The sequence below is a fragment of the Hydrogenophaga pseudoflava genome (assembly GCF_031020795.1).
Classification (GTDB): domain Bacteria; phylum Pseudomonadota; class Gammaproteobacteria; order Burkholderiales; family Burkholderiaceae_C; genus Hydrogenophaga; species Hydrogenophaga pseudoflava_A.
In genome coordinates this window covers 316,632-340,397 of record NZ_JAVHJP010000002.1, presented here as the reverse complement: position 1 = coordinate 340,397, position 23,766 = coordinate 316,632, and the positions used below count along the sequence as shown (strand labels likewise).

The 23,766-nt window shown below is 67.0% G+C and carries 22 protein-coding genes and 2 pseudogenes; 11 read left to right on the top strand and 13 right to left on the bottom strand.

The annotated features are described in order from the left end of the window. The first annotated feature begins 146 nt into the window (after window positions 1–146). Window positions 147–1,046, top strand: coding sequence for a squalene synthase HpnC (hpnC, locus tag RCO38_RS07340; RefSeq protein ID WP_308327654.1), 900 nt, complete (start codon window positions 147–149; stop codon window positions 1,044–1,046). On the opposite strand, the gene RCO38_RS07335 is transcribed toward hpnC, so the two are convergent. Continuing rightward, entirely contained in the window at window positions 1,021–1,812 is a 792-nt protein-coding gene (locus RCO38_RS07335; protein WP_308327653.1) for a sensor histidine kinase, read from the bottom strand. The two genes, hpnC and RCO38_RS07335, sit on opposite strands and share 26 nt — an antisense overlap. A 371-nt stretch (window positions 1,813–2,183) precedes the next feature. Here RCO38_RS07335 and RCO38_RS07330 point away from each other — a divergent pair, with 371 nt between their 5' ends. Continuing rightward, a complete protein-coding gene (locus RCO38_RS07330) occupies window positions 2,184–2,822 on the top strand; it encodes a Crp/Fnr family transcriptional regulator (protein ID WP_308327652.1) in 639 nt (212 codons plus the stop codon). A 23-nt stretch (window positions 2,823–2,845) separates the two neighbouring features. On the opposite strand, the gene RCO38_RS07325 is transcribed toward RCO38_RS07330, so the two are convergent. Both RCO38_RS07325 and RCO38_RS07320 read right to left on the bottom strand, forming a co-directional pair. Then, window positions 2,846–3,160 (bottom strand): high-potential iron-sulfur protein, encoded by a 315-nt coding sequence (locus tag RCO38_RS07325; RefSeq protein ID WP_308327651.1) that lies wholly within the window; start codon window positions 3,158–3,160, stop codon window positions 2,846–2,848. A gap of 77 nt (window positions 3,161–3,237) precedes the next feature. Next, complete coding sequence (locus tag RCO38_RS07320) at window positions 3,238–3,960, bottom strand: glycoside hydrolase family 25 protein (protein WP_308327650.1); 723 nt, start codon at window positions 3,958–3,960, stop codon at window positions 3,238–3,240. Between the two features lie 81 nt (window positions 3,961–4,041). On the opposite strand from RCO38_RS07320, the gene hpnD reads away from it, so the two are divergent. Then, the gene (gene hpnD / locus RCO38_RS07315) at window positions 4,042–4,908 is read left to right on the top strand and encodes a presqualene diphosphate synthase HpnD (protein ID WP_308327649.1); all 867 of its coding nucleotides are present in this window, start codon (window positions 4,042–4,044) and stop codon (window positions 4,906–4,908) included. Then, window positions 4,905–6,233, top strand: coding sequence for a hydroxysqualene dehydroxylase HpnE (gene hpnE, locus RCO38_RS07310; RefSeq protein WP_308327648.1), 1,329 nt, complete (start codon window positions 4,905–4,907; stop codon window positions 6,231–6,233). Before hpnD ends, hpnE begins: the two co-directional genes overlap by 4 nt. A 12-nt stretch (window positions 6,234–6,245) precedes the next feature. Here hpnE and RCO38_RS07305 read toward each other — a convergent pair whose 3' ends face one another. Beyond that, complete coding sequence (locus RCO38_RS07305; protein WP_308327647.1) at window positions 6,246–6,899, bottom strand: glutathione S-transferase family protein; 654 nt, start codon at window positions 6,897–6,899, stop codon at window positions 6,246–6,248. Next, window positions 6,896–7,642 carry an HAD family hydrolase gene (locus tag RCO38_RS07300; RefSeq protein WP_308328067.1) on the bottom strand — a complete coding sequence of 249 codons (747 nt, stop codon included), beginning with the start codon at window positions 7,640–7,642 and terminating at the stop codon, window positions 6,896–6,898. Before RCO38_RS07300 ends, RCO38_RS07305 begins: the two co-directional genes overlap by 4 nt. A 19-nt stretch (window positions 7,643–7,661) precedes the next feature. Here RCO38_RS07300 and hemH point away from each other — a divergent pair, with 19 nt between their 5' ends. The 7 genes and pseudogenes from hemH (at window position 7,662) to RCO38_RS07265 (ending at window position 14,846) form a co-directional block, all read left to right on the top strand. Continuing rightward, a complete protein-coding gene (gene hemH / locus RCO38_RS07295) occupies window positions 7,662–8,753 on the top strand; it encodes a ferrochelatase (protein WP_308327645.1) in 1,092 nt (363 codons plus the stop codon). A 120-nt stretch (window positions 8,754–8,873) separates the two neighbouring features. After that, window positions 8,874–9,854: a LysR family transcriptional regulator gene (locus RCO38_RS07290; RefSeq protein ID WP_308327644.1), complete on the top strand. Its 981-nt coding sequence runs from the start codon at window positions 8,874–8,876 to the stop codon at window positions 9,852–9,854. Window positions 9,855–9,928: 74 nt separating this feature from the next. Continuing rightward, window positions 9,929–10,399: pseudogene (locus tag RCO38_RS24270) on the top strand (FAD-binding oxidoreductase); the annotation flags it as partial. A 145-nt stretch (window positions 10,400–10,544) separates the two neighbouring features. After that, a complete protein-coding gene (locus RCO38_RS07280) occupies window positions 10,545–11,336 on the top strand; it encodes an FAD-binding oxidoreductase (protein WP_308327642.1) in 792 nt (263 codons plus the stop codon). Between the two features lie 50 nt (window positions 11,337–11,386). Next, window positions 11,387–12,373 (top strand): Bug family tripartite tricarboxylate transporter substrate binding protein, encoded by a 987-nt coding sequence (locus RCO38_RS07275; RefSeq protein WP_308327641.1) that lies wholly within the window; start codon window positions 11,387–11,389, stop codon window positions 12,371–12,373. 45 nt (window positions 12,374–12,418) lie between these two features. Next, window positions 12,419–13,855, top strand: coding sequence for a sulfatase-like hydrolase/transferase (locus RCO38_RS07270; RefSeq protein ID WP_308327640.1), 1,437 nt, complete (start codon window positions 12,419–12,421; stop codon window positions 13,853–13,855). Window positions 13,856–13,868: 13 nt separating this feature from the next. Next, the gene (locus RCO38_RS07265) at window positions 13,869–14,846 is read left to right on the top strand and encodes a formylglycine-generating enzyme family protein (protein WP_374694523.1); all 978 of its coding nucleotides are present in this window, start codon (window positions 13,869–13,871) and stop codon (window positions 14,844–14,846) included. On the opposite strand, the pseudogene RCO38_RS24320 reads toward RCO38_RS07265, so the two are convergent. The 8 genes and pseudogenes from RCO38_RS24320 to RCO38_RS07225 all read right to left on the bottom strand — a co-directional run. Further along, window positions 14,843–16,102, bottom strand: a pseudogene (locus RCO38_RS24320) (catalase); the annotation flags it as partial. The gene RCO38_RS07265 and the pseudogene RCO38_RS24320 sit on opposite strands and share 4 nt — an antisense overlap. A gap of 273 nt (window positions 16,103–16,375) precedes the next feature. After that, the gene (locus RCO38_RS07255) at window positions 16,376–17,248 is read right to left on the bottom strand and encodes an alpha/beta fold hydrolase (RefSeq protein ID WP_308327639.1); all 873 of its coding nucleotides are present in this window, start codon (window positions 17,246–17,248) and stop codon (window positions 16,376–16,378) included. After that, a complete protein-coding gene (locus RCO38_RS07250; RefSeq protein WP_308327637.1) occupies window positions 17,245–18,345 on the bottom strand; it encodes a branched-chain amino acid ABC transporter permease in 1,101 nt (366 codons plus the stop codon). Before RCO38_RS07250 ends, RCO38_RS07255 begins: the two co-directional genes overlap by 4 nt. 10 nt (window positions 18,346–18,355) lie before the next feature. Next, the gene (locus RCO38_RS07245; RefSeq protein WP_308327636.1) at window positions 18,356–19,342 is read right to left on the bottom strand and encodes a branched-chain amino acid ABC transporter permease; all 987 of its coding nucleotides are present in this window, start codon (window positions 19,340–19,342) and stop codon (window positions 18,356–18,358) included. After that, entirely contained in the window at window positions 19,339–20,076 is a 738-nt protein-coding gene (locus RCO38_RS07240) for an ABC transporter ATP-binding protein (RefSeq protein ID WP_308327635.1), read from the bottom strand. The genes RCO38_RS07245 and RCO38_RS07240 overlap by 4 nt, the downstream gene beginning before the upstream one ends. Beyond that, on the bottom strand, window positions 20,073–20,834 hold the full coding sequence (locus RCO38_RS07235; RefSeq protein ID WP_308327634.1) for an ABC transporter ATP-binding protein: 762 nt from the start codon (window positions 20,832–20,834) through the stop codon (window positions 20,073–20,075). Before RCO38_RS07235 ends, RCO38_RS07240 begins: the two co-directional genes overlap by 4 nt. A gap of 52 nt (window positions 20,835–20,886) precedes the next feature. After that, complete coding sequence (locus RCO38_RS07230) at window positions 20,887–22,074, bottom strand: substrate-binding domain-containing protein (RefSeq protein WP_308327633.1); 1,188 nt, start codon at window positions 22,072–22,074, stop codon at window positions 20,887–20,889. 163 nt (window positions 22,075–22,237) lie between these two features. Next, window positions 22,238–23,713 (bottom strand): sigma-54 interaction domain-containing protein, encoded by a 1,476-nt coding sequence (locus tag RCO38_RS07225; RefSeq protein ID WP_308327632.1) that lies wholly within the window; start codon window positions 23,711–23,713, stop codon window positions 22,238–22,240. Between the last annotated feature and the right edge of the window lie 53 nt (window positions 23,714–23,766).

Here is a 23,766-nt window from a genome sequence, read left to right as displayed (position 1 = left end):
CCGGTCGTCATATTAATGACTGACCGGTTAGTAACCAATTCTAGTGCAATCGGCGTTCCGGTGTCGACGCACAATCCGGCGACTGTGCCTGTCGTACAGACCCGTCTTCGGCCCTTCCCCGTCAACCCCTGCAGCGCCCGCCGCCCATGTCACCGTCCGCCAGCCCAATGACCAGCGAGGTCGGCCACTATGAAAATTTTCCGGTGGCGTCCTGGCTCTGCCCGGCAGCGATCCGCCCCGCGGTGGTGGCCATCTACCACTTCGCGCGAACCGCCGACGACCTCGCCGACGAGGGTCAGGCCTCGGCGTCCGAGCGCCTGGATCAGCTCTTGGCCTACCGGGCCGCGCTGGCCCAGTGCCTGTCGGGCCAGCCGCACGAAGCAGCGCGGTGGCCTCAGGTGTTCGGCCCGCTGGCCCGCGCGATCGAGCACCACCGGCTGCCGGGCGCGCTGCTCCACGACCTGCTCAGCGCTTTCGAGCAGGACGTCCGCCACACCGCCAGCGGCCATGTGTACGCCGACACCGCCGAACTGCTGGCCTATTGCCGCTTGTCGGCCAACCCGGTCGGGCGCCTGCTCCTGCATCTGTACGGCATCCACGACGATGCGTCGCTGCGCCAGAGCGACGCGGTGTGCAGCGCGCTGCAGCTGATCAATTTCTGGCAGGACATCTCGGTGGACCACGCCCGGGGACGGCACTACCTGCCCGCCGATGCGCTGCAGCGCCAAGGGCTGCGGCTGGAAGACTTCTCGGCCGGCGCGGCGCCCGAGGTGCAGGCACGCTGCCAAAAGGTGGTGTGCCGGCTGTGCGAAGAAGCCCGGACGCTGATGCTTGACGGGGCCCCGCTCGCGCGCCGCATTCCCGGCCGGGCCGGCTGGGAACTTCGTCTGGTGGTCCAGGGCGGCATGCGCATCCTGGACAAGATGGCCGCCATCGACCACCGCAGCTGGTTGCAGCGGCCGAGTGTCGGCAAGGCCGACCTGCCGCTGATGCTTTGGCGGGCGCTGACCGGCGCCAACCTCAGCCTGCGTCGGCCGGCAGACTGAAACCGAAACGCGCGCCTTCGCCGGGGCGGGCCGTGGCCCAGACCCTGCCGCCATGGCATTCGACAATGCGCCGCACCAGGGCCAGCCCCACCCCTAGGCCCGGTTCCGGCACGCCCTGTGCGCGCTGGAACAGCCCGAACAGCTCGGCCGCCTTCTCAGGCTCGAACCCCAGGCCGTTGTCGTGCACAAAGTATGCGTGGCCTCCCGGCACGGCTTCGTAACAAACCTCGATGCAGGGCTGGTCATGGCTGAGGGCGTGGCGCAGCGCGTTGTCCAGCAACTCTTCCCAGACGCGGCGCAGCAGCGCCGCGTCGGCGCGTGCGGGCGGCAGCCCCGGCGCCAACACACACGACACCACGGGGCCGCGCTGGCCCAGCTGCAGGTCGCGGAGCACCACCTGCACCATCTGGCCCACGTCCACACGGACCGGATGAAGGTCCGCCGCCTGCAGCCGCGCCAGCGCCGAGACGGACTCCATCAGGTGTTGCAAGCGCCGGGTGGAGTCCATGACCTTGTGCGACAGCCTCGTGACCTGGCCCGGCTGGCCGGCATAAACGGGATCGCCCAAGAGCTGTGCGTAGCTCGCCACGTGTCGCAGCGAGGTGCGCAGGTCGTGGGCAAGCGCGTGGGAAATGTCGCGCAGCGTCTGCTCGGCCGAGGCCAGCCGGGCGGCGATGGATGGGTCGCCTACGGTGCCGGTGCCCGACGGCGATGCCGGGTCCGACCGCAGCGCGAGCGGGTGGTGGAAATCTCTGGACGAAGTCATCACAGGAATGCGGCGTCTGAACGAAGGCAAAAGAACTGCACCGAGGCGAGCCCTGGACACTAACCGCTGTCCGCTTGCCAACCTTTGCTTTCATGCAACTGGGCTCCGGGCCGGGCGCCTTTATTTGGTGCAAATGTGACGGCGCTCGCAGTTCCCTGCGCCGCCCCTGGAACCTCTGTGGCAAACCCCGAAGACTGATCCGGCCCCGAAGTCCTGTGGACCTCAAGCCCGGGAGGGGCGCGCCGATGAATCAGAAACGGCGCGTCAAGAACCAAGCCACGCGACGGCCACCGCCCACCGCCCGATCCATGCCGCCCTCTGAAGCTCTTTCCGCCGTTCCCCCGCCCCGATGCCTGGCCTGCGCGGCGCGCATGAGCTGCCTGATCGGCCAGATGCCGCGCCCGCAGCAGGACCGTCTGGGTGCGCTGATCCGGGAGCAGCGGTTTCGCAAAGGTGAAGTCCTGCAGGCCGAAGCCGCAGACGCCGAGGTGGTGCGCACCATCAAGCTCGGCACCGTGATGCTCACCCGCTCGGGCCCGGACCAGGTGCTGCGCCCGGTGGCGCTGGTCGGGCGCGGGCATCTCCTGGGACTGATGGGCCTGCTGGGCCAGAACACCCAGGTCGGTGCGCAGGCGCTTTCACCGGGACGAATCTGCGACGTGCCGGTCGCGGCCATGCGCAGCGCCCTGTGCAAGGACCCCGCACTCCAGGACATGCTGAACCTGCAGATCGGCGCAACCATCGCCCGGCTGGCCGACTGGGGCCAGACGATGCGACTGCGCGGCCTGCACCGCCAGCTGGTGGCCACGCTGCTCCTGCTGGCGCACGAACAGGGCACACGCATGGTCCGCATTCCCAGCCACATCGCCCTCTCCGAGCTGCTCAGGACCACGCGCGAGTCGGTCGCCCGCACGCTGCGGCAGCTGGAAGACCAGGGCCACCTGCAGCGCAACGACCGCTGGCACGTGACATTGGCGCCTGGTCACGATCGCGTGTTCACCGAGGGTTAAAGGTCGCGACCAGGCCTTCTTTGTCAGACCTTCTTCGAATAGGCGCTGCACCAGCCACCCGTGGCCACCGCCTTGCCCGGAAAAATGCCGCAGGGACCTGAGGGCGCATCGGGCTTGCCGGTGTAGAGCGCGCAGTTGCCGCACTTCTGGGTGGCTGCGTGCTTGGGGAATTTCTTCCCGTCGGCCTTGTTGGTGTCCGCGACATAGCCCAGGGCCACGGGCTGGGCGTCTTTCTCGTTGACCATGGGCAAGGTCTGGGCCTGCGCCGTGACGGCGGACAGGAGGGCCGACCCGGCGGCCACCTGGAGCATGAACACGCGACGACTGGAATTCTTCATGGATACCTCGTGGGGTGGTGTGCGAAATCGCGTTCGCAGCGTAGACACGAGGACTGAAGATCGACTTAACGCACAAATCACTTGGCAACGGCCGGCAGCAACAGCGAGCGCAGGCTCGCCGCGTCGCCGTTGAACACGTTGCCATCGATCGGCGCCTGCACGCCCGGGGTCAGCCAGGTTTCGGTGTACTGCCACAAGGTCCAGGTGGACCAGCCCTCGGGTACCGTCGGCGCGGACACCCCGTACTGGGCGACCCACAGCGGACGCCCCGGGAAGTGCTGGCGCATTGCGTGGTTCCAGAAGTTGGGGCCGGTGTAGATGATGGCTGGCCGGCCATAGTGCGCCTCCAGCGCGGCCAGGAAGGCAGCGAACTGGGTGTGCAGGTCACCGTCGACCGGCGCCTTGATACGCTCGATGTCCACCACCGGGGGCATGTCGCCGGGTTGCAGCTCCACATTTCGAATGAACCAGGCCGCCTGCGCAGCGCCGTCGTCGTTGGTCTCATAGAAGTGGTAGCCACCGCGCAGCAGGCCGGCCTGCTTCGCGGCGCGGAAGCTGTCGGCAAATGCGGGGTCCAGGTAGTCCAGGCCGTCCGTCGCCTTGATGAAGACGAAGTGCACGCCGCTCGCCCGCAGCGCAGCCCAGTCGACGGCCATGTTGTGGTGCGAGGTGTCCACTCCCCGCGGCTGCTCGACCGGCGTTGCCGCGCCGGCCATGCCCGCGCCCCAACAGACCAGCAGGAGGCCACATTGGGCGAGGAAACGGCGAACGGAGGGGAGAAACAGGTGTGTGGGCAGCATGCCCCGAAGTATCGGGTCTTGCCAGTGCATCTTTAAATGGGGCGGAAGCGGCTGCGTACACTTGGCCCCCACACCATGCCCATGAACCCGCAAGACTACGCCCAGCAGAAGGCCGCAGCCTCCGGCAGCAGCTTCTATTACGCCTTCCTGTTCCTGCCGCCCGAGCGCCGCGCCGCCATCACGGCCTTCTACGCCTTCTGCCGCGAGGTCGACGATGTCGTCGACGAGGTCAGCGACCTGGGCGTGGCGCAGGCCAAGCTGGCCTGGTGGCGCCAGCAGGTGGCACAGGCTTTTGCGTCCCGCGCCGACCACCCCGCCCTGCAGGCCCTGATGCCGCACACCGCCACCTTCGGCATCGAAGCCCGACACCTTCTGGCCGTGATCGACGGCTGCCAGATGGACCTGGACCAGAGCCGCTACCTCGACTTCGCGAACCTGCAGCAGTACTGCCACCTGGTGGCCGGCATCGTGGGCGAGGTGGCGGCACGCATCTTCGGCCAGACCGACCCGCGCACCACCGACTACGCGCACAAGCTCGGCCTGGCCTTCCAGCTGACCAACATCGTGCGCGACGTGGGTGAGGACGCGGCGCGCGGCCGCATCTACCTGCCGGTCAACGAGCTGCAGCGCTTCGATGTGAAGGCCCACGAGCTGATCAAGCGCGGTGCCGCCCCCGGTATGGACACCGCGGACTTCCACCGGCGCTTCCGCGAGCTGATGCGCTTCCAGTGCGAGCGCGCGCTCAAGACCTACGACGAGGCGCTGGGCTTGCTGCCCGAGTCCGACCGCCGCGCCCAGAAACCGGGCCTGATGATGGCCAGCATCTACCGCACCCTGTTGCAGGAGATCGCCGCCGACCCCGTGCTGGTGCTGACGCAGCGCGTGAGCCTGACCCCGCTGCGCAAGTTCTGGCTGGCGTGGAAAGTCCAGGCGCTGGGAAGACTGTGAAGATCGGCATCGTCGGCGCCGGCTGGGCGGGTCTGGCCGCCGCTGTCGAGGCCATGGCGCTCGGCGCCGACGTCACCCTCTTCGAAGCCACCCGCGCGCCCGGCGGCCGCGCGCGCGCCCTGCCCGCCCACAGGCCCGACGGCGTGCCGCTGCGGCTGGACAACGGACAACACATCCTGATCGGCGCCTACCGCGAAACCCTGGGGCTGATGCAGCGCCTGGGCGTGGCGCCGGAACAGTCCCTGCTCGGCACACCCCTGTCCCTGCCCTACCCCGATGGCAGCGGCCTGCAGACGCCGGCCTGGGCCGCGCGCTGGCCGGCGCCGCTGGACGCGGTGGCGGCGATCCTCACCGCTCGCGGCTGGCGCGGGTCCGAACGCCTGGCGCTGGTCCGCGCCTCGCTGGCCTGGCAGCGCTCGGGTTTTGTCTGCGCGCCTGCGCTCACGGTGGGCGAGCTGTGCCGCGCCCTGCCCGGGCGGGTGATGGACGAACTGATCGAGCCGCTGTGCGTCTCGGCGCTCAACCTGCCCGCGACGCAGGCCAGCGCCCAGGTGTTCCTGACCGTCATGCGCGATGCGCTCTTCGGTCAGGGCTTCGGGCGCTGGTCGGCCTCGGCCCTGTTGCTGCCGCGCGAGGACCTGGGCGCGCTGCTGCCCGATGCCGCCTGCCGCCGTCTCGGCGCGCGGGTGCGGCTGGGCACGCGGGTCGCGATGCTCACAGAGCAAGGTCCCGGCTGGACGCTGGCGGGCGACGGCTGGTCGGAAAACTTCGACCGGGTGATCTGGGCCACCGCGGCCAGCCCGGCCGCCTCGGCCATCGGCGCGACCACCGAGGCGAACCCCAGCGACGCCGCGCGGCGCGACTGGGCGGCTCAAACCCGCCAGCTGGACTTCACCGCCATCACCACCGTCTACGCCTGGGCGCCTGGCGTCCGCCTTTCCGCGCCGATGGTCGCGCTGCGCAGCGGCCCCGGCGCGCCGGCGCAGTTTGCTTTCGACCGCGGCCAGCTGCGCCCGAACGATGCGTCCGCCCAGGGGGTGCTGGCCTTCGTGATCAGCGCCAGCGAAGGCGAACGCGACGAATTGCAGCAACGGGTGCTGGCACAGGCTGCCCAACAGCTGGGGCTGCGGAATCTGCAAGCCATCCAGACGGTGGTGGAAAAACGCGCCACCTTCGCCTGCACGCCCGCGCTGCAGCGCCCGGCCATCGCCATAGCGCCGGGGCTCTTGGCGGCGGGCGACTACGTCGACGGCCCCTACCCGGCCACGATCGAAGGTGCGGTGCGCAGCGGTCTGGCGGCGGCGCGGCTGGCCTGCGCGGCCTGACCTGAGGTCGCCTCAGCGGTCCAGCGCCTGCGCCGCGTGAAACGCCGGCCGGCGCACACAGGCCTTGACCCAGTCGCGCGTCAGCGGGTGGGCGTCCATCAGCCCGCGCGCCGGCCGCAGCCACTGCAGCACGCTGGCCACGCACAGGTCGGCCACGGTGAAACGGTCGGCGGCCAAGTGGGCCTCGCCCCGCGCCTGCTGGCGCGCCAGATGCTGCTCCATCACGCGCAGCGGCACCGCCAGCCGGCGCTCGGCGGCGTCGGCCAGCTCGGGCTTGCGCCGCCCCTCGGGCATCACCACGCGGTGCATCAGCACGCTCAGCGCATCCGCCTCGCACTCGCCCATCACCCAGAAGCTCCAGCGCAGCGCCTCGGCGTCCTCGCGCGGCGTGGCCGGCGTGATCGACACGCCGTCGGCGGCGCCGTGGTGGCGCGCGACGTAGAGCGCACAAGCCATGCTCTCCCACACCACCACCTCGCCCTCCGGCCGCGCGTCCACCACCACCGGGATGTGGCCGTTGGGGTTGAGCGCCAGGAACTCGGGCGTGCGTGTCGCACCGCCCTGGTAGGGCGTGGGCACGTGCTGGAAGTCGAGGCCCAACTCGGTCGCCGCCCACAGCGGCCGCAGCGCGCGCGAAGCCGCAATCCCGTGGATGCTCAGCGTCAAGCGCCCGCCCCCAGCGCACGGCACAGCGCGTGCAGGTCGCTCACCGTGAGGTGCGGCACCAGCGGCGCGTGGCCCCAGGCGTGGCCGGCGCGGTTCACCCAGGCCAGCTGCATGCCGGCGTTCAGCGCGCCCACGCCGTCCAGGTGCGCGTCGTCGCCGATGTGCAGCACCTCGTGCGGCGCCACGCCCGCGGCCCCGGCGGCGGCGTGGAAGATGCGCGGGTCGGGCTTGCCGACACCGAACTCCTTCGCGCTCACCGACGCACGGAAGTGCGCACCGATGCCCACGCGGTGCACGTCGGCGTTGCCGTTGGACAGCGCCACCACCGGAAAGCGCGCGCTCAGAAAGGCGAGCATCGGCAGCGCGTCGTCGAACAGGTCCACGCGCTGACGCTCGGCAAAAAACACCTCGAAAGCCGGCTCGGCCAGAGCGGGGTCGTCGCCACCGCGCCGCAGCACCCGGCGGATCGCCTCCAGCCGCAGCGCCGTCATGTCGTGCGCCAGGTCGGGCCGCTCGGCGTTCAGTCGCTCGCGCACCTCGCGCAGCACCGCGCGGTCGCGGCACAGGGCGCCCGTGGCCGGCGCGTTCGCTTCCAGCCAGTCCTGCAGCACCCGCTCGGCGCGTTCGATGGTAGGCCAGATCGGCCAGAGCGTGTCGTCCAGATCGAGCGTGATGGCGCGGATGCGGCCGAGGTCCAGACCCCGGTCAGATGTGTGATGTTGCGGGTGCTCGGGGGTCTTCATGGCTGCGGGAGAATAGCGCATGCCCTTCCAGACCGAACCCGCTTTCAAGCATGGCCAGGCGCCGCGCACGGCCATCGTGCTCGCCAACCTCGGCACCCCCGACGAACCCACCGCACCGGCCCTGCGCCGCTACCTTGCGGAGTTCCTGGGCGACCCCCGCGTGGTGGAGATTCCGCGCGCGGTGTGGATGCTGATCCTGCACGGCATCATCCTGCGTGTGCGGCCCAAGAAGTCGGCCGCCAAGTACGCCAGCATCTGGACGCCCGAAGGCTCGCCGCTGAAGGTCTGGACCGAGAAGCAGGCCACGCTGCTGCGCGGCTACCTCGGCGAACGCGGCCACCAGGTCACCGTGCGCTACGCCATGCGCTACGGCAATCCGTCGATCCCGTCCGTGCTGGACGAACTGAAGGCCCAGGGTGTGACCCGCGTGCTGGTGCTCTCGGCCTACCCGCAATACAGCGGCACCACCACCGCCAGCGTGATCGACGCCGTCTCCACCTGGAGCCAGAAGATCCGCCACATCCCCGAACTGCGCTTCGTCAACCGCTACCACGACGACCTCGGCTACATCGACGCGCTGCACCGCAAGGTCCGCGCGCACTGGATGCACCACGGCCAGGGCGACCACCTGGTGATGAGCTTCCACGGCGTGCCCGAACGCACCCTGCACCTGGGCGACCCCTACCACTGCGAATGCCTGAAGACCGCGCGCATGCTGGCCGAGAAGCTGGGCCTCGCCAAGGACGACTACACCGTCACCTTTCAGTCGCGCTTCGGCAAGGCCAAGTGGCTGGAGCCCTACACCGAGCCGACCCTTGTCGCCCTGGCGCAGAAGGGCCTTAAGAGCGTCGACGTGGTCTGCCCCGGCTTCACCAGCGACTGCCTGGAAACGCTGGAAGAAATCCGCATGGAAGCGCAGGAAGCCTTCAAACACGCGGGAGGCCAGCGCTTCGAATACATCGAGTGTCTGAACGACAGCCCGGACTGGATTCGCGCGCTGGCCGATCTGGCTGAGCGGCATCTGCAGGGCTGGCCGACGAAGCAAGCGGACGATCCGATGCAGTTGGCGGCGAGCCGGGAGCGGGCGTTGGCCAGGGGGGCGAAGGATTGACGAAACGTCAAACACTTCGTCTCTATAGGGTGCAACGCAGCAGGGCCGAGAACGTTGGGAGGCGCTGCCATACTGTCTCTCACTTACGGAAAACTGCCGAATCAGAACACCCGATGCCCCATGGCTGCCATTCCCGCATCACTTAGAAACCGGCTCAAACTGCGGCAATTGGCATTGCTGGCGGAACTGCAAGCGGCCGGCAGCCTGCACAAGGCGGCCGATCAGCTCGGAATGAGCCAGCCAGCAGCAACCCGGCTGATCCAGGAGCTGGAATCGCTGATGGATGCGGCTTTGTTTGAGCGCACGAGTCGGGGCATGGTGCCGACCGACATGGGCCGCCTTCTGATGCGCCACGCGTCCATGGTGCTGGTCGGTCTGGACCACGTCTACCAGGAAGCCTTGAACTTGCGCAGCGGCAACGCAGGCGTGCTGAGTGTGGGCATGTTTCCGGGCGCACCATCCCAACTCCTGACCGACGCCATCGTGCGCCTCAAGGCGGACAGCCCGCTCATGGAGGTCCGGCTGTTCGAAGGCACGAACGAGGTATTGCTGTCGGACCTTCGCGAAGGGCGACTTGACCTGGTGCTGGGCCGCGCGCCATCCATGGAAACCAAAGGGGCTTTTGCCTTTGAGCGTCTCTACACCGAGCGCTTTTCGGTCGTCTGCGGTGCCCACCATCGGGTGTCGGAGTCCATGATCAAGGACCTGGCCTCGCTTGTGGACCTGCCCTGGGTTCTCCCGTTCCCCAGCGCAACACTGCGGCGCAACCTGGAAGCGTTGTTCCTCAGCGAATGCGGGCGCTTGCCACACGACATCGTCGAAGCCGTGGCCCCGACGCTGGTCGTGCCGTTGATCACGGGCAGCCTTCGCCTCGCCGCGATGCCGCAATGGGTGGCGCGCGACCATGGGGTGGGTGCCCGATTGCGAGTCCTCATCAGCCAGCTCCCGCATGTCACAGGCCCGATCGGCGTGATCACACGCTCGGGCGAAGCGGTGTCGAGTCAGGCACGGAGGCTGGTGGAGGAGCTTCGTCAGGTCCGGGACACATTCACCGCCACGCAGGGCGATGCTGATACCGGATCGCCCGTATCGAAACTTTGATTACGCACATGCTCTGCGCTTGACTAAAGTCAATTGGGCGGAAGGACATTTCCTTCACCGACCGTGCAGGAACCATGACGGACATCGAAACGCAGATCGAGCAGTTGCTGGGCGAACACTCGCTGGTCACGGAGCCCGCCGCCAGGGAGCGGTATGAAACGGACTGGCTTCGGGCGAGTGCTGGTCGCGCACAGGCCATCGTACGGCCCAGAGACACGGCCGAGGTCGCGCAGTGCGTCGCCTGGTGTGCGGCCAACGGCGTTGGCGTTGTCCCTCAGGGCGGGCATACCGGTCTGGCCGGTGGCGCCACGCCCAGCCCGGGTGCCTCCCAGATCGTGCTGAGCCTGGAACGGCTCGTCAGGGTGCGCGAGGTCGACACCGTGTCCAACACGATCACGGTCGAGGCGGGTGCGATCCTCCAACAGGTGCAAGCCACCGCACAGGCCCACGACCGTCTGTTCCCGCTGAGCCTGGGTGCCGAAGGGTCCTGCCAGATTGGCGGCTGCATTTCGACCAATGCCGGTGGCACGGCGGTGCTTCGCTACGGCAACATGCGCGATCTGGTCCTGGGTGTTGAAGCCGTGCTTCCCGATGGCCGTGTATGGAGCGGGCTCAAATCGCTGCGCAAGGACAACGCGGGGTTCGACCTGAAGCAGCTGTTCATCGGCACGGAAGGCACACTGGGGTGTCGTGACTGCGGCCACGCTGCGGTTGTTTCCCAGACCGCAGCAACGGCTGGTAGCCCTTCTGAGCACGGCAGACGCCCGGTCGATGCTCCAGCTCTTCGTGAGGGTGCGCGACCGTTTCGACACCGAGCTGACCGCGTTCGAATTCATGTCTGCCGAGGCGGTGACGATGGCCTGTCAGCACCTCCAGAAGACACATCCGCTGCCCGATGCGACCGGGTGCTGCGTTCTGCTCGAACTGGCGTCCCTTCAACCCGGCGAGACCCTGAACGACGCCCTGCTGGACTGCCTGGAAAAAGCCTCCGAAGACGGACTGGTGGACGAAGCGGCCATGGCCACCAGCCAGCGTCAGGCCGATCTTTTCTGGTCGGTGCGGGAAAGTGTCCCCGTGGCCATGCTGCAAAACTTTCCTCGGTGCTCACCCCATGACATTTCGGTGCCGATTTCAAAGATTCCGGACTTCATCGACCAAATGCAGACCATGACGGCCTCCCGCTGGCCACAACTTGAATCCCTGGTGTTCGGTCATGTCGGCGACGGCAACCTGCACTGGAATTTTCTTGCGCAAGAGGCCCTGGCTCCATCGCAATTCGCAGAGCTCGCCAGTGAGGCCACTTTGTGTCTCTATGAACACACCGTCGCCTACGGTGGCTCCATCAGCGCGGAGCACGGCATCGGCCTGCACAAGAAAGCGCTTCTTGAGCGGTTTGCGCCCGAAGGACAGCTCCGGCTCATGCGCGCGCTCAAAGGAGCTCTTGACGGTTCAGGGGTGATGAATCCCGGAAAGATCTTCTAGTCAGTGTCCGAACCATGTCCCCGCCCATTGCCCCCCTGAAAGGACCCCCCATGTTTTCCTCTCGGCCCGTTTCTCGACGTGTTGTTGGCTCACTGCTCGGTTGCGCGGCACTGGTGCCCCTGCTTGCCCACGCCCAGACATCCGACAAGTTCCCGTCCAGTGCGGTGACCATCGTCGTGCCGTTCCCGGCCGGTGGTTCGACCGATTTCGTGGCACGCGCCGTGGCGCGGTCTCTGGCGGACAGCTGGAAGGTTCCGGTGGTGGTGGAAAACAAAGTAGGAGCCGGAGGCAACATCGGCACCGACTTTGTGGCGCGTGCACCGGCCAATGGTTTGACGATTCTGCTGGGGGCTGTGTCATCCGTGACCAATCCGGCGCTGTACAAGACACCGCCTCACATCCCTCGACAGCTGGTGCCGGTCGGAGTTGGCGTGAACGCCCAGTTGGTGACGATTGCGCGCAACGACCTGAATGCGAAGGACCTGCCCTCGCTGGTGGCATTGTCCAACACCCAGTCGGGCGGACTGAACGCTGCGTCGGCCGGCGCAGGCACCTTGTCCCATCTGGGTCTGGAGTTGCTGGAAGCCAGCCACAAGGCAAGGATCAATCACGTACCCTACAAAGGCTCAGCACCGGCACTCACCGATGTGGCTGGCGGTCAGGTGGACATCATGATCGACACGATCACTTCAGCGGCGCCCATGATCGCTTCGGGCAAGGTCAAGCCGATCGCAGTGCACTCCCTGCAGAGAAGCCCTTCGCTGCCCGGCGTGCCGAGTTACGAAGAACAGGGCTTTCAGGGCATGACTTTCGGTGCCTGGAACATGTTCATGGTGCCGGCGGATACCCCCGCAGACCGCGTGGCGGTGATCCACGATGCAATGTCGAAGGCGGTCCAGGAGCCTTCGTTGGTGAAGTCCTTTTCGGACCGCGGTCTTGAGGTGATCCAGCTGTCTCCGGCGGCCGGCCTGGAGTTCATCCGCCGCGATGCCCAGCGCTGGGAAAAGATCATCAAAGACAAGAACATTTCCCTGTGACGGCGCCCGCGCCGCCCTTGCCTCGCCCTTCTCAATATCCAGACCATGTCCTCTTCTCATTCCCCTCAGGGCACTGAAAACCCGAAGAAAAAGCGCCCCAACGTTCTGGTGATACTTGCCGACGACATGGGCTACGGCGACCTGTCTGCCTACGGCAGCCAGCTTGTGGAGACGGTACACATCGACAGCATCGGTAGAGACGGGGTACGTTTCACCGACGGCTACTCCAGCGCACCGCTGTGCAGCCCGTCCCGCGCAGGGCTGGTGACGGGGCGTTACCAGCAGCGTTTCGGGTTTGAGCAGCAGGTGTCATCCGGCGCCTGGCCGGAACGACGCGAGGTGCGTGAAGACGATGGCAGCCTCGCCCCCCTGCAGGGTGAGGCTGAGTTTCTGCGCCGAGGCATCCCCTTGTCGGAGAAAAACGTCGGCGAGCTTTTCCATTCGGCCGGCTACCGCACGGCCGTGATCGGCAAATGGCACCTGGGGCACGGGCCCGACTTCCTGCCGCACCGGCGAGGCTTTGATCATTCCGTGGTGTTCTACGGCAACACCAGCCTTCAGTCCACCAAGCCCGACGACCCGGACATGGTCAGCCTCAAGGTGGATTTCCACGACGAGACCGCCGACACAGCCTGGACGCGTGAGGGGCTCAACGAAATCCGGCACAACGGCGAGATCGTGAAAGTCGATCAGTACCTGATGTTCTACTTCAGGGATCAGGTGGTTGACTTCATCGGGCGCCAAAAAGACAGCGAACAACCCTTTTTCCTGTACTTCGCAATGAACTCGCCGGTGCCGCCCCTGCAGGTACCCAAAAGCTACTTTGAGGCGCTCCGCTCCAGCATCCCCAACATCGCTCAGCGCGGGTACAACGCCCTGCTGAAGGCGCAGGACGACGCGGTGGGCGCTGTGCTGAACGCGTTGAAGACCTGCGGTCTGGAGGAGGACACCCTCGTGGTGTTCGTGAGCGACAACGGAACAGCGCTGAGCCGGCCAGGCAGCAACGCGCCGTTCTCAGGGGGCAAGTACTCCACCATGGAAGGCGGCATCCGCATGCCCTACATGATGAAGTGGCCGGGACAGATCCCCGCGGGGATGCTGTTCTCAAAACCCGTGAGCACCCTCGACATCCTGCCCACGGCAGCGGCGGCCTGCGGAGTATCGACAGCCGCAGCAAAGCCTCTGGACGGCGTCAATCTGCTGCCCTATCTGAGGGGGGAAAGCGCGGGCGAGCCCCATGAGGCGCTTTACTGGAAGCTGGCCGCCTACTCGGCGGTTCGGGTGGGCAAATGGAAGCTCTATCTCGAGCCCAGAAACGGGGTGGCACGGCTCTTTGATCTGGAGGCCGACCCCGCCGAACGCCACGACCTGTCGGCGGCCGAACCGCAGATATTCGCCGAATTGAATGCACGCTATACAGCCTGGGAGAGCTCTCTGCCCCCCAGGGCCTGGACCAACATATCACCCACCTTCAAGAAATAGGCGACCGACAAGCATGCCCCAGACAGTAGACGCTTCGTCAAGCCCCGGCAACACGACCCAATTGGACGCGGCAACACCTCGCATGCGGCTTGTGCCAGGAGGCGTCTTCACCATGGGCAGCGACAACTTCTATCCTGAAGAACGACCGTCCCGTCGAGTGAGCGTCGATGCCTTCCTCATGGACGAAACCCCGGTGACCAATGCCGCGTTTGCCGCCTTCGTCGCGGCCACAGGTCATGTGACGGTGGCCGAGAAGCCCCTGCCACTGGAAGACTACCCCGGGCATCCGTCAGCGCTGGCAATCGCCGGATCGGCAGTGTTCGATACCGAAGAGGGCCACGGGAGTTTTTCCCAGACACCTTGGTGGCAGTTTCGTGCAGGGGCGTGCTGGCGCCATCCCCAGGGACCGGGAAGCGACCTCAGCGGTCTTGAACTCCACCCTGTGGTCCACGTCGCGTACACCGACGCCGCCGCGTACGCAGAATGGGTCGGCAAGTCACTGCCCACTGAGGCCGAATGGGAGTTTGCGGCTCGCAGCGGACTGGTGGGGAGCGACTATGCCTGGGGGGACGAGCTCGCGCCAGGCGGAGCCATGCTGGCCAACTACTGGCAGGGGGAGTTTCCCCACCACAACTCCTGCGTCGACGGCTGGTTTCGGACCTCTCCGGTCGGCAGCTTTCCCGCCAACGCCTATGGTCTCGTGGACCTGATTGGCAACGTGTGGGAGTGGACCGAGGATTGGTGGTCGATGCCTGTCGTGGCGCAGACGGGATCTCCGCACTGTTGTTCCAAACACAACCCCAGGGGTGGACGGGAGTTCGAGAGCCTGGATCCCATGCATGCGTCCCGCGTTCCACGCAAGGTGATCAAGGGAGGCTCCTACCTTTGCGCTGAAAATCATTGCCGCCGGTACAGGCCCGCGGCCCGACACGCACAGGCCATCGACTCGCCGACCGGCCATCTGGGTTTCCGCTGCGTGGTGCGTCTTTAGTTGAGAAGTGCATCAAAGACTGACTTGGCGCCCAGGGGTTCACGGTCCCACGCGCGCTGGCTCGCGGCGCGCACGTAGGCCTTGGGGTCGTCGGCACCGACCACGAATTTGTCGGGTTCGATGCCCGCGGCCTGGGCCACCAGCTGGCCACCCGGCGACAGCGCAATGGCCTTGAGGTGGTCAAAGGCGTGGCGCACGAAATCCACCGCGGCGGCCTCTTTGGCGAGCACCGCGCCGGCCTCTTCGGAGAGCAGCAGCACCACGGCGTCGAACAGCACCGAGGGCAGACCGGCCAGCTGCCCGTGGGCCGGCTGGTGGCGGCGGTTGGACAGGCGCGCGCCTCCGACGCCCACACAGCGGCCCTTGAGCGTGTCCAGCCATTTGCCGGTGGTCTACAGCGCGGGGGATGGCGGCAGGTCCTGCGCCTTCGCTGCCGCGGGTAGCGCATCGGGCAGGGGCGAGAAGTTCAGGCCGGCGGCGACCCGTTTGGCGAGATCTTCGTCGATGTGGCGCAGGTGACCGACGATGCGCTCGCGGATCAGCGGCACCTTCACCTTCGACAGCTCGAACACGACGGCGGCGATCAGGTGGGCCTGCTGCAGCGGGGTCTGGCTGCGGAAATCAGACGGGGCTGCGAGTAGTGGTCGCTAAAAGAGGCTGCCCGCTGGCGCCCCCGCGCCAGCACTTCACCCGGATGGGCGCTGGCCGACTCGAAGCCGGCGGCGGACGCACGCGGGGCGCAGCGGGGTCGGGCGTATTAGGTTCGTAGGCCACCTGGCCCTTGTGCTGGCGGGTCTGCGCGAAGCCGTCCCGCTGAAAGTTGGCCATCGGACAGCGCGGGCGGTTGATCGGCAACTGCTGGAAGTTGGGCCCGCCCAGCCGGTGCAGCTGTGTGTCGAGGTAAGAGAACAGACGCCCCTGCAGCAGGGGGTCGTTGCAGAAGTCCATGCCCGGCACGATGCGCATCGGGCTGAAGGCCGCCATCTCGTTTTCTTCGAAGAAGTTGTCCGGGTTGCGGTCCAGTGTCATGTGGCCGATGACCTGCAGCAGAAGGTGTCGTGGGCGCTGGCGGCCGTGGGCACGCCGCTGTCGGGCTCGGGTTTGACGGCGCGGACCAGGTCAGGGAACTTCATCGCGTCCTGGATAAAGAACACCGGCATGTTGTTGCCCACCAGATCCCAGTTGCCTTCCTCGGTGTAGAGTTGGTGGTCAGCACCGCGCCGCCCTTGGCCCCTCGCTGCTGCACCTCGCCGCCCTGCCCCCTGCTGCTCAAGGCCAGACTGTCCTCGCAGGAAGTCGCGTTCGTGGGCTTTTTTTTGGTCACCAAGATTCCTTCCTGGTTGGTGGTTTGAGGAAGGAAAAAAATAACGTTTAGTGATTCATTCGGTCCAGTCAATAAGCTTTTTGCAACCCCTAAGAATCCGTTCTGTGACTGACGGTGCGAGGTTCTGTGCTATCAATCGGATAACGTTCCTATCAATAACCAAACACCCCGACATGAGGTCGGGGTGCCGCTGGCGCGGGCGGTGTCAGACCGCGCTTTTGAGGAACTGGCTGACGATGTTCATCTGCTCCGGCACATTCAACGCCGGCGCGTGCCCACACCCGGCAATCGTCACCACCAGCGCCCGCGGTCCGCGGTCGCGCATCTGTTCTGCGGTGTCGGCCAGCAGCAGGTCGGACTCCGCGCCGCGCAGGCACAGCACCGGGATGTCGATGCGGTCGTATTCGGCCCAGCGGTCGTAGTCGCCCGGGTGTTCGGTGAACTGCATCACCATGGCCGGGTCGTAGTGCGGCGTGACGCGGCCATCGGGCAGGCGGCGCACCGAGCTTTCGGTCAGCAGCGTCCACTGCGCGTCGCTGAGCCAGCCGTAGGGCTTGTAGACGGTGCGGAAGTACTGCTCCAGCTCGCTCACCGTGGCAAAGCTGGCCGGGTTGCCGGCGTAGCTGCGGATGCGTTCGATGGCGGCGTCGGCGAGCTTGGGGCCGTTGTCGTTGAGCACCAGGCGCAGGATGCGGCCGCGCAGCAGGCCGTCGGCGGCCACCATGCCGATGGCGCCGCCCATGGAGGTGCCGACCCAGTGGAACTGGTCCAACGCGAGTTGGTCGACCAGCGAGCGCGCGAGCTTGGCGTAGAAGGCCAGGCAGTACTCGGCCTTGGGCTCGGGGCTCCATTGCGAGAGGCCGCGGCCGATGGTGTCGGGGCAGATCACGCGGTAGCCGAGCGCGCTCAGGTGCGCGGCCAGCGGGTCCATGTCGCGGCCGGTGCGGGCCAGGCCGTGCCAGGCGATGACGGTGCCGTGGTCGGTGGTGCCGGGCGTGCGCGCCCAGTCCATGAAGTGGATTTCGCGGCCCTCGCAGTTGAGGTAGCGCGACTGGGGCACAACAGCGTGGTCGTTCATTTCATGCCTTTCAGCCGTGCGAGCACGGCGCGTTCGCGCAGCTTGCCGACGATGCCGGTGGGGAAGTAATAGACCGAGAGCACGAACAACAGGCCCAGCCAGAGCAGCCAGCGGTCGGGCGTGAGCAGCGCGGGCAGCAGCGGGATGCCGGCCGTGGCCTCGCCAGCGACGCGCAGCAGGTCCTGCAGGTAGCTCTGCGCCAGCACGAAGAGCACGCTGCCGATGAGTGCGCCGTAGAGCGTGCCCATGCCGCCGATGACGACGATGAGCAGGATGTCCAGCATGATCTCGAAGGACAGCGAGGTGTCCGGCCCGTTGTAGCGCAGCCAGAGCGCGAGCAGGCAGCCGGCCAGCGTGGCGAACAGGGCCGAGAGCACGTTGGACAGCGTGCGGTAGACGACGGTGCGGTAGCCCAGCGCCTCGGCGCGGAAGTCGTTCTCGCGGATGGCCTGCAGCACGCGGCCGAAGGGCGAGTTCACGATGCGCAGCAGGGTGAGGAAGATGGCGCAGACGCTGGCGAAGATCAGGTAGTAGGTGAGCAGCTTGCCGTTGAGGTTGACCTCGCCCGAGGGCAGCGCCAGCGGTTCTTCGCTCAGCTCGAAGCCGGGCGAGAGCAGCTCGGGCACGCTGAAGGTCAGGCCGTCTTCGCCGCCGGTGAAGTCCGAGAGCTGCGAGGCCAGCGTGAGGAAGGCCGAGGCCACGGCCAGCGTGATCATGGCGAAGAAGATTGCCCTCACCCGTAGCGAGAACAGGCCGATCAGCAGCGACAGCAGCGTGGACACCCCCAGCGCGCACATCACACCCAGCACGATGGTGCCGAACGAGGCCTCTTCCACCGAGCTGAGCGCAATCGCCACGCCATAGGCACCGATGCCGAAGAACATGGTGTGCGCAAAGCTGACGATGCCGGTGTAGCCCAGCAGCAGGTCGAAGCTGGCCACCAGCGCGACGAAGATCAGGATCTTGGCCGCCACGTTGAGCGCCTTCACGCCCGGAAACAGGAAGGGCGCGAAGGCCAGGCCGAGGAAGAGAACGACCAGCAGAGCCGCCAGCCAGGGGCTGCGCGGCAGGTCTTTGGATAGGAGTCGTGCAAGCATGGGCGGCTCCTCAACGACTGGTGACGGGGTACACACCCTGCGGACGCCAGAGCAGGATGGCGACCATGAGCGCGATGTTGGAGAACAGCGCCACCTTGGGCACCAGGAAGCCGGTGTAGTTGGCCATCAGGCCCACCAGCAGCGCGCCGATGAGCGCGCCCAGCGTGGAGCCGAGACCGCCGATGATGATGACGATGAAGATCAGCACGTTGACCTGCGCGCCCATCTGCGGCACCACGTTCTGCTGATACAAGCCCCACATGACGCCGCCCAGCCCGGCCAGCGCGCTGCCGGCGACGAACACCCCGACGAACAGGCGCTTGATGCGGTAGCCCAGCGACTCGACCATCTCGCGGTCCTGCACGCCGGCGCGGATCAGCAGGCCGACCTTGGTGCGGTTGAGCGTCCAGACCATGGCGGCGAACACCGCAGCGCCCACCAGCACCGCGACGATGCGGTACTTCTCCACGGCGGCGTCGCCGATCAGCAGCGAGCCGCGCAGGCCCTCGGGCAGCGGCAGCGGAATCTGCTCCGGCCCCCAGATGACCTTGATCATTTCCTCGCCGATGATCATGCCGCCCATGGTGATCAGGATCTGCTTGAGGTGCATGCCGTAGACCGGGCGGATGATGAAGCGCTCGAACACCAGACCGAGCGCGCCGGCCACCGCCATCGCCACCAGCATGGCCGGCAGCAGCGCGAGCAGGTTGGTCCAGAGGCTGTCGGCGGTGGTGAAGGCGTTCATGCTGCCCAGCACCGTGGTGGCCACGAAGGCGCCGAGCGCGATGAACACGCCGTGGCCGAAGTTCAGCACGTCCATCAGGCCGAACACCAGCGTGAGGCCCGAGGCGATGATGAAGACGATCATGCCCATGGCCAGGCCGGCCACGGTCAGCGTCAGCCAGGTCGAGGGGCTGCCGACGGCCGGCAGCGCGGCCAGCGCCAGCAGCGGCACCAGCGCCATGGGCTTCCAGTCCATGTCTTTGAACAAACTCATTGGTGCGCTCCCAGGCTCAGGCCGAGCAGTTTCGATTGCAGGGATTCGTCGGCGGCCAGTTCGGCCATGGAGCCGCTGTGCACCACGCGGCCGTCGTCCATGACGGCCACGCTGTCGCCCAGCTGCCGGGCGAAGTTGAAGTTCTGCTCGACCAGCAGGATGGTGGTCTGTGCGGCCTTGAGTTCGCGGAAGGCCGCGATCATGTTCTGGATGATCGCGGGCGCCAGGCCCTTGCTGGGCTCGTCGATCAGCAGCAGCTGGCGCGGCTCGACGATGGCGCGCGAGACCGCCAGCATCTGCTTCTGCCCGCCGCTGAGCTTGCCGGCCGGGTGGTTCCAGAACTTCTTCATGGCCGGGAACAGGCCGAAGATCCATTCCAGCCGCGTGGTGTCGATGTCGTCCAGCGTGCGGGCGCCGCGCGCGGCCAGCAGCATGTTCTCGCGCACCGACAGGTCGGAGAAGATGCCCATGCTCTCGGGCACGTAGGCCACGCCGCTGGTGGCGATCTCGGGCGTCTGGCGGGCGGTGATGTCCTGCCCGGCCAGCGTGATGCGGCCCTGGCTGGCGTGCCACAGGCCCATGATGGTCCGCAGCGTGGTGGTCTTGCCGGCGCCGTTGCGGCCCAGCAGCATGGTGAGTTCGCCCTTGGGCACGACCAGGTCGACTCCGTGGAGGATGTGGTACGCCCCGATGTGCGTGTGCACGCCTTCGAGTTTCAGCAATGTCTCGCTCATGCCGTGGCCTCCTCTTCCGGGTTGATGCCGAGGTAGGCCTGCTGCACCACGGGCGAGGCGATCACGGTCGCGGGTTCGCCGTCGGCCACCAGTTCGCCGTTGTGCAGCACGATGATGCGGTCCGAGAGTTCGCGCACCACGTCCATCTTGTGCTCAACCAGCAGGATGGTCTTGGTCTTGTCGGCCTTGAGCTGGCGGATCAGGTTCAGGATCACCGGCACCTCGTCCACGCTCATGCCGGCGGTGGGTTCGTCGAACATGAAGACCTGCGGCTCCAGCGCCATCAGGATGCCGACTTCGAGCTTGCGCTGGTCACCGTGCGGCAGGCTGGCCGCGAGCTGGTCGCCCTTGTCGGCCAGGGCCACGGTCTCCAACACCTCGTCGGCCCGCACCACCAGATCGCGCCGGTCGCTCCAGATCTTCCAGAGATTCAGCCCTGCGCCTGCCCTCGCCTGCACCGCCAGCCGCACGTTCTCGCGCACGGTCAGGTTGGGGAACAGGTTGGTGAGCTGGAAGGCCCGCCCCAGCCCGGCCTGCGCCCGTGCGGGCGCGCCCTGCTGCGAGATGTCCACCCCGTTGAGCTTCACACGCCCGGCCGTGGCCTTGATCTGGCCCGAGATCAGGTTGAAGTAGGTGGTCTTGCCGGCGCCGTTGGGGCCGACGATGGCGGTCAGCGTGCCCGGCGCGAACGCGCAGGACACAGCATTCACCGCCACGTGCCCGCCGAAGCGGACCGTGAGGTCAGTGGTTTCAAGCATGGGGGCTCCTGGCGCCGCGAGCGCGGCGCAGGGGTCAGACGGACAGGCGCTTTCAGCGCTTGTTGCGAATCGGGACCTGCATGTCCGCGGGCTTGATCTCGCGCACCAGCTCAGGCACGCCCCACGGGAAGGCCGGATCCACCTTGATCTTGAAGTGGTACATGCTCTGCATGGCCTGGTGGTCTTCCTTGCGGAAAGTCATGGTGCCCTTGGGCGTCTCGAAGCTCATGCCTTCCATGGTCTTAATCAGCGTGGCGGCCTTGGCGTCGCCGTTGCTCTTCTTGAGCGCCGTCACAACGGCCATGGCCGAGCTGAAACCACCGGCGGTGAAGAAGTCCGGCGGCGCCTTGAACTGGGTGTAGTGCTGGGCCACCATGGCCTCGTTCACCGGGTTCTTCGGGATGCCGAAGTAGTAGTAGGTGGCGCCTTCCATGCCGGGGAAGTTCTTGTACGAGGCCATGGCCGGCAGGATGTTGCCGCCGGTGGCGATCTCGATGCCGTAGCGCTTGAGGTCGAGGTCGGCGATCTTGAACGGGTTGCCCGCGCCGGCCCAGATGATGAAGATGACCTTGCGGCCAGGCGCGTCCTTGAGCTTGTCGATCAGGCGCTGTGCACCGGCGGTGAAGTCGGTGGTGCTGGTCGGCAGGTATTCCTCGTGGACGATCTTGGCGGTCTTGACCGCGTCCTTGAAGGCCTTCACGCCGTCGCGGCCGAAGGCGTAGTCCTGCGCCAGAGTGGCGATGGTGGTGCCGGCCTTGTCCAGCGCCACGGCGTTGGAGATGGCGTCCTGCGAGGAATTGCGGCCGGTGCGGAAGATGTACTTGTTCCACTTGTCGCCGGTGATGGAGTCGGCCACCGCGGGCTCGACCAGCAGGATCTTCTGGTATTCCTCGGCCACCGGCAGCATGGCCAGCGCCACGCCCGAGCTGGTCGGGCCGATCGCCAGGTCGGCCTTGTCGTCGGCGTAGGCCGCGGCCAGCAAGCTCTTGCCCAGGTCGGGCTTGCCCTGGTCGTCCTTCTCGATCACCACGATCTTCTTGCCCGCCACCGTCATGGTGCCGCCCGTGGCGTAGTTCAGGCCCATCATCAGACCGGTCTGGGTCTGCTTGCCATAGGCCTCCAGCGGGCCGGTCTTGCTGTAGACGTGGGCGATGCGGATTTCGCCGCCCGACTGGGCAAAGGCAGCGGCGGCGCCGCAGGCAAGGGCCATCACCGCAACGCGGCGCGTGGTCTGGAACATGTCTTGTCTCCTGGTTGTGGGATCACCGGGCCGGTGAACGCCAGCGCATTCTGCAGGGACCGTGCCAGGAGAAAAATGCCTTTCGAATCAACGCCCTGCAGCCCGTCAGCCACCCGATTGTCTGAAATTCAGACAGTGGTGAGGGCTCTCATATGTCTGAATTTCATACACTTGTCTGGTTTTCAGACAAGTGCAAGCGGTCGTAGAGGCTGGCGCGCGAGATGCCCAGCAGTTTCGCCGCGGCCACCCGGTTGCCGCCGGTGCGCGCCAGAGCGGCGGCGATGGCGCGTTGCTCCAGCTCGGCGATCTGCTCGGGCAGGGGCCGCAGGTCGTCGTTGGCGGACGCTGTCGGCGCGGGAGCGGTCGGCCGCGCGACCGCAGGTTCGATGCGGTCGAGCCCCGCATCCCGCAGCACCTGCTCCACCTGCGCGGCGCCGATCTGCGGCGAGTCGCTGCGCAGCGCCAGTTGCTCCAGCACGTTGCGCAGCTCGCGGATGTTGCCGCGCCAGGGCTGCGCGGCCAGAAGGTCCAGCGCGGGTGGCAACAGCTCCAGATGCACATTGGCGCCACGGGCGGCGATGTCCTCACACAGCGTCTCGACCAGCAACGGAATGTCGCCCTGTCGCTCGCGCAGCGGCGGCACGCGGATGGGCAGCACATTGAGCCGGTAGAACAGGTCTTCGCGGAACTGGCCCGCGCGCACCAGCTGCGCCAGGTCGCGCGAGGTGGCGGCCACCACGCGCACGTCGCAGCGGATCAGCCGGTTGGAACCCAATGGCTCGATCTCGCCGTCCTGCAGCGCGCGCAGCAGCTTGACCTGCACGGCCATGGGCATGTCGCCCAGCTCGTCGAGGAACAGCGTGCCGCCGTCGGCCAGCTTGAACTTGCCCTCGCGCCCCTTCTTGTCGGCGCCGGTGTAGGCGCCTGGCGCGACGCCGAAGAACTCGGCCTCCAGCAGCGCCTCGGGCACGGCCGCCATGTTCACACCGACGAAGGGCCGACCGGCGCGGGGCGACGCAGCGTGGATGGCGTGGGCCAGCAGCTCCTTGCCGGTGCCGGTCTCGCCCAGCAGCAGCACCGGGCTGGCCGACTGCGCCGCACGCCGCGCCTGGCGCTTGACCTCCTGCGCGGCGGCGCTGCTGCCGACGAAGCTGGCAAAGGTGTACTTGGCGCGGCGCTGGCTGGCGAGTTCGCGCCGCGCGTCGTTCAGGTCCTGCTCCAGCCGCGCGAACTTGGCGATGAAGGGCTGCAGCGTGGTCTCGGGGTGGTCGAACAGCACGATGCCCAGCACCCCGATGACCTCGCCTGTGTCGTCGCGCAGCGGGATGCGGCTGACCACGAAGGTGCCGGCCTTGTTGGTCAGCAGGTCGATCAGGATCGGCTTGCCGGTCTCCAGCACCTGGTGCATCTGCGTGTTCTGTACCACGTTGGAGACCGGGTGGCCGACGAAGTCTTCCTCGCGCTCGTAGCCCAGCGCAGGCAGGAAGCGGCGGTACTGGTCGTTGATCCACACCACCCGCCCCTTGCGGTCCACCAGCAGCATGCCCTCGCTGGCGTTGGCGAACAGGTCGAACATCGAGCGCGCGGCCAGCTCCAGGATGCTCTGGGCGTCGCGCGGGAGGCGGGTGTCGGGGGTCATCAAGGAATGGTACCCCCCGCGGGCGAGAGAAGCGATCCGCCGCCGGGCCGCCC

Coding starts and splice junctions, on each gene's coding strand:
- hpnC (WP_308327654.1), top strand. CDS start 147: ATGTCACCGTCCGCCAGCCCAATGACCAGCGAGGTCGGCCACTATGAA.
- RCO38_RS07335 (WP_308327653.1), bottom strand. CDS start 1,812: ATGACTTCGTCCAGAGATTTCCACCACCCGCTCGCGCTGCGGTCGGAC.
- RCO38_RS07330 (WP_308327652.1), top strand. CDS start 2,184: ATGAGCTGCCTGATCGGCCAGATGCCGCGCCCGCAGCAGGACCGTCTG.
- RCO38_RS07325 (WP_308327651.1), bottom strand. CDS start 3,160: ATGAAGAATTCCAGTCGTCGCGTGTTCATGCTCCAGGTGGCCGCCGGG.
- RCO38_RS07320 (WP_308327650.1), bottom strand. CDS start 3,960: ATGCTGCCCACACACCTGTTTCTCCCCTCCGTTCGCCGTTTCCTCGCC.
- hpnD (WP_308327649.1), top strand. CDS start 4,042: ATGAACCCGCAAGACTACGCCCAGCAGAAGGCCGCAGCCTCCGGCAGC.
- RCO38_RS07300 (WP_308328067.1), bottom strand. CDS start 7,642: ATGAAGACCCCCGAGCACCCGCAACATCACACATCTGACCGGGGTCTG.
- hemH (WP_308327645.1), top strand. CDS start 7,662: ATGCCCTTCCAGACCGAACCCGCTTTCAAGCATGGCCAGGCGCCGCGC.
- RCO38_RS07290 (WP_308327644.1), top strand. CDS start 8,874: ATGGCTGCCATTCCCGCATCACTTAGAAACCGGCTCAAACTGCGGCAA.
- RCO38_RS07275 (WP_308327641.1), top strand. CDS start 11,387: ATGTTTTCCTCTCGGCCCGTTTCTCGACGTGTTGTTGGCTCACTGCTC.
- RCO38_RS07270 (WP_308327640.1), top strand. CDS start 12,419: ATGTCCTCTTCTCATTCCCCTCAGGGCACTGAAAACCCGAAGAAAAAG.
- RCO38_RS07265 (WP_374694523.1), top strand. CDS start 13,869: ATGCCCCAGACAGTAGACGCTTCGTCAAGCCCCGGCAACACGACCCAA.
- RCO38_RS07255 (WP_308327639.1), bottom strand. CDS start 17,248: ATGAACGACCACGCTGTTGTGCCCCAGTCGCGCTACCTCAACTGCGAG.
- RCO38_RS07250 (WP_308327637.1), bottom strand. CDS start 18,345: ATGCTTGCACGACTCCTATCCAAAGACCTGCCGCGCAGCCCCTGGCTG.
- RCO38_RS07245 (WP_308327636.1), bottom strand. CDS start 19,342: ATGAGTTTGTTCAAAGACATGGACTGGAAGCCCATGGCGCTGGTGCCG.
- RCO38_RS07240 (WP_308327635.1), bottom strand. CDS start 20,076: ATGAGCGAGACATTGCTGAAACTCGAAGGCGTGCACACGCACATCGGG.
- RCO38_RS07235 (WP_308327634.1), bottom strand. CDS start 20,834: ATGCTTGAAACCACTGACCTCACGGTCCGCTTCGGCGGGCACGTGGCG.
- RCO38_RS07230 (WP_308327633.1), bottom strand. CDS start 22,074: ATGTTCCAGACCACGCGCCGCGTTGCGGTGATGGCCCTTGCCTGCGGC.
- RCO38_RS07225 (WP_308327632.1), bottom strand. CDS start 23,713: ATGACCCCCGACACCCGCCTCCCGCGCGACGCCCAGAGCATCCTGGAG.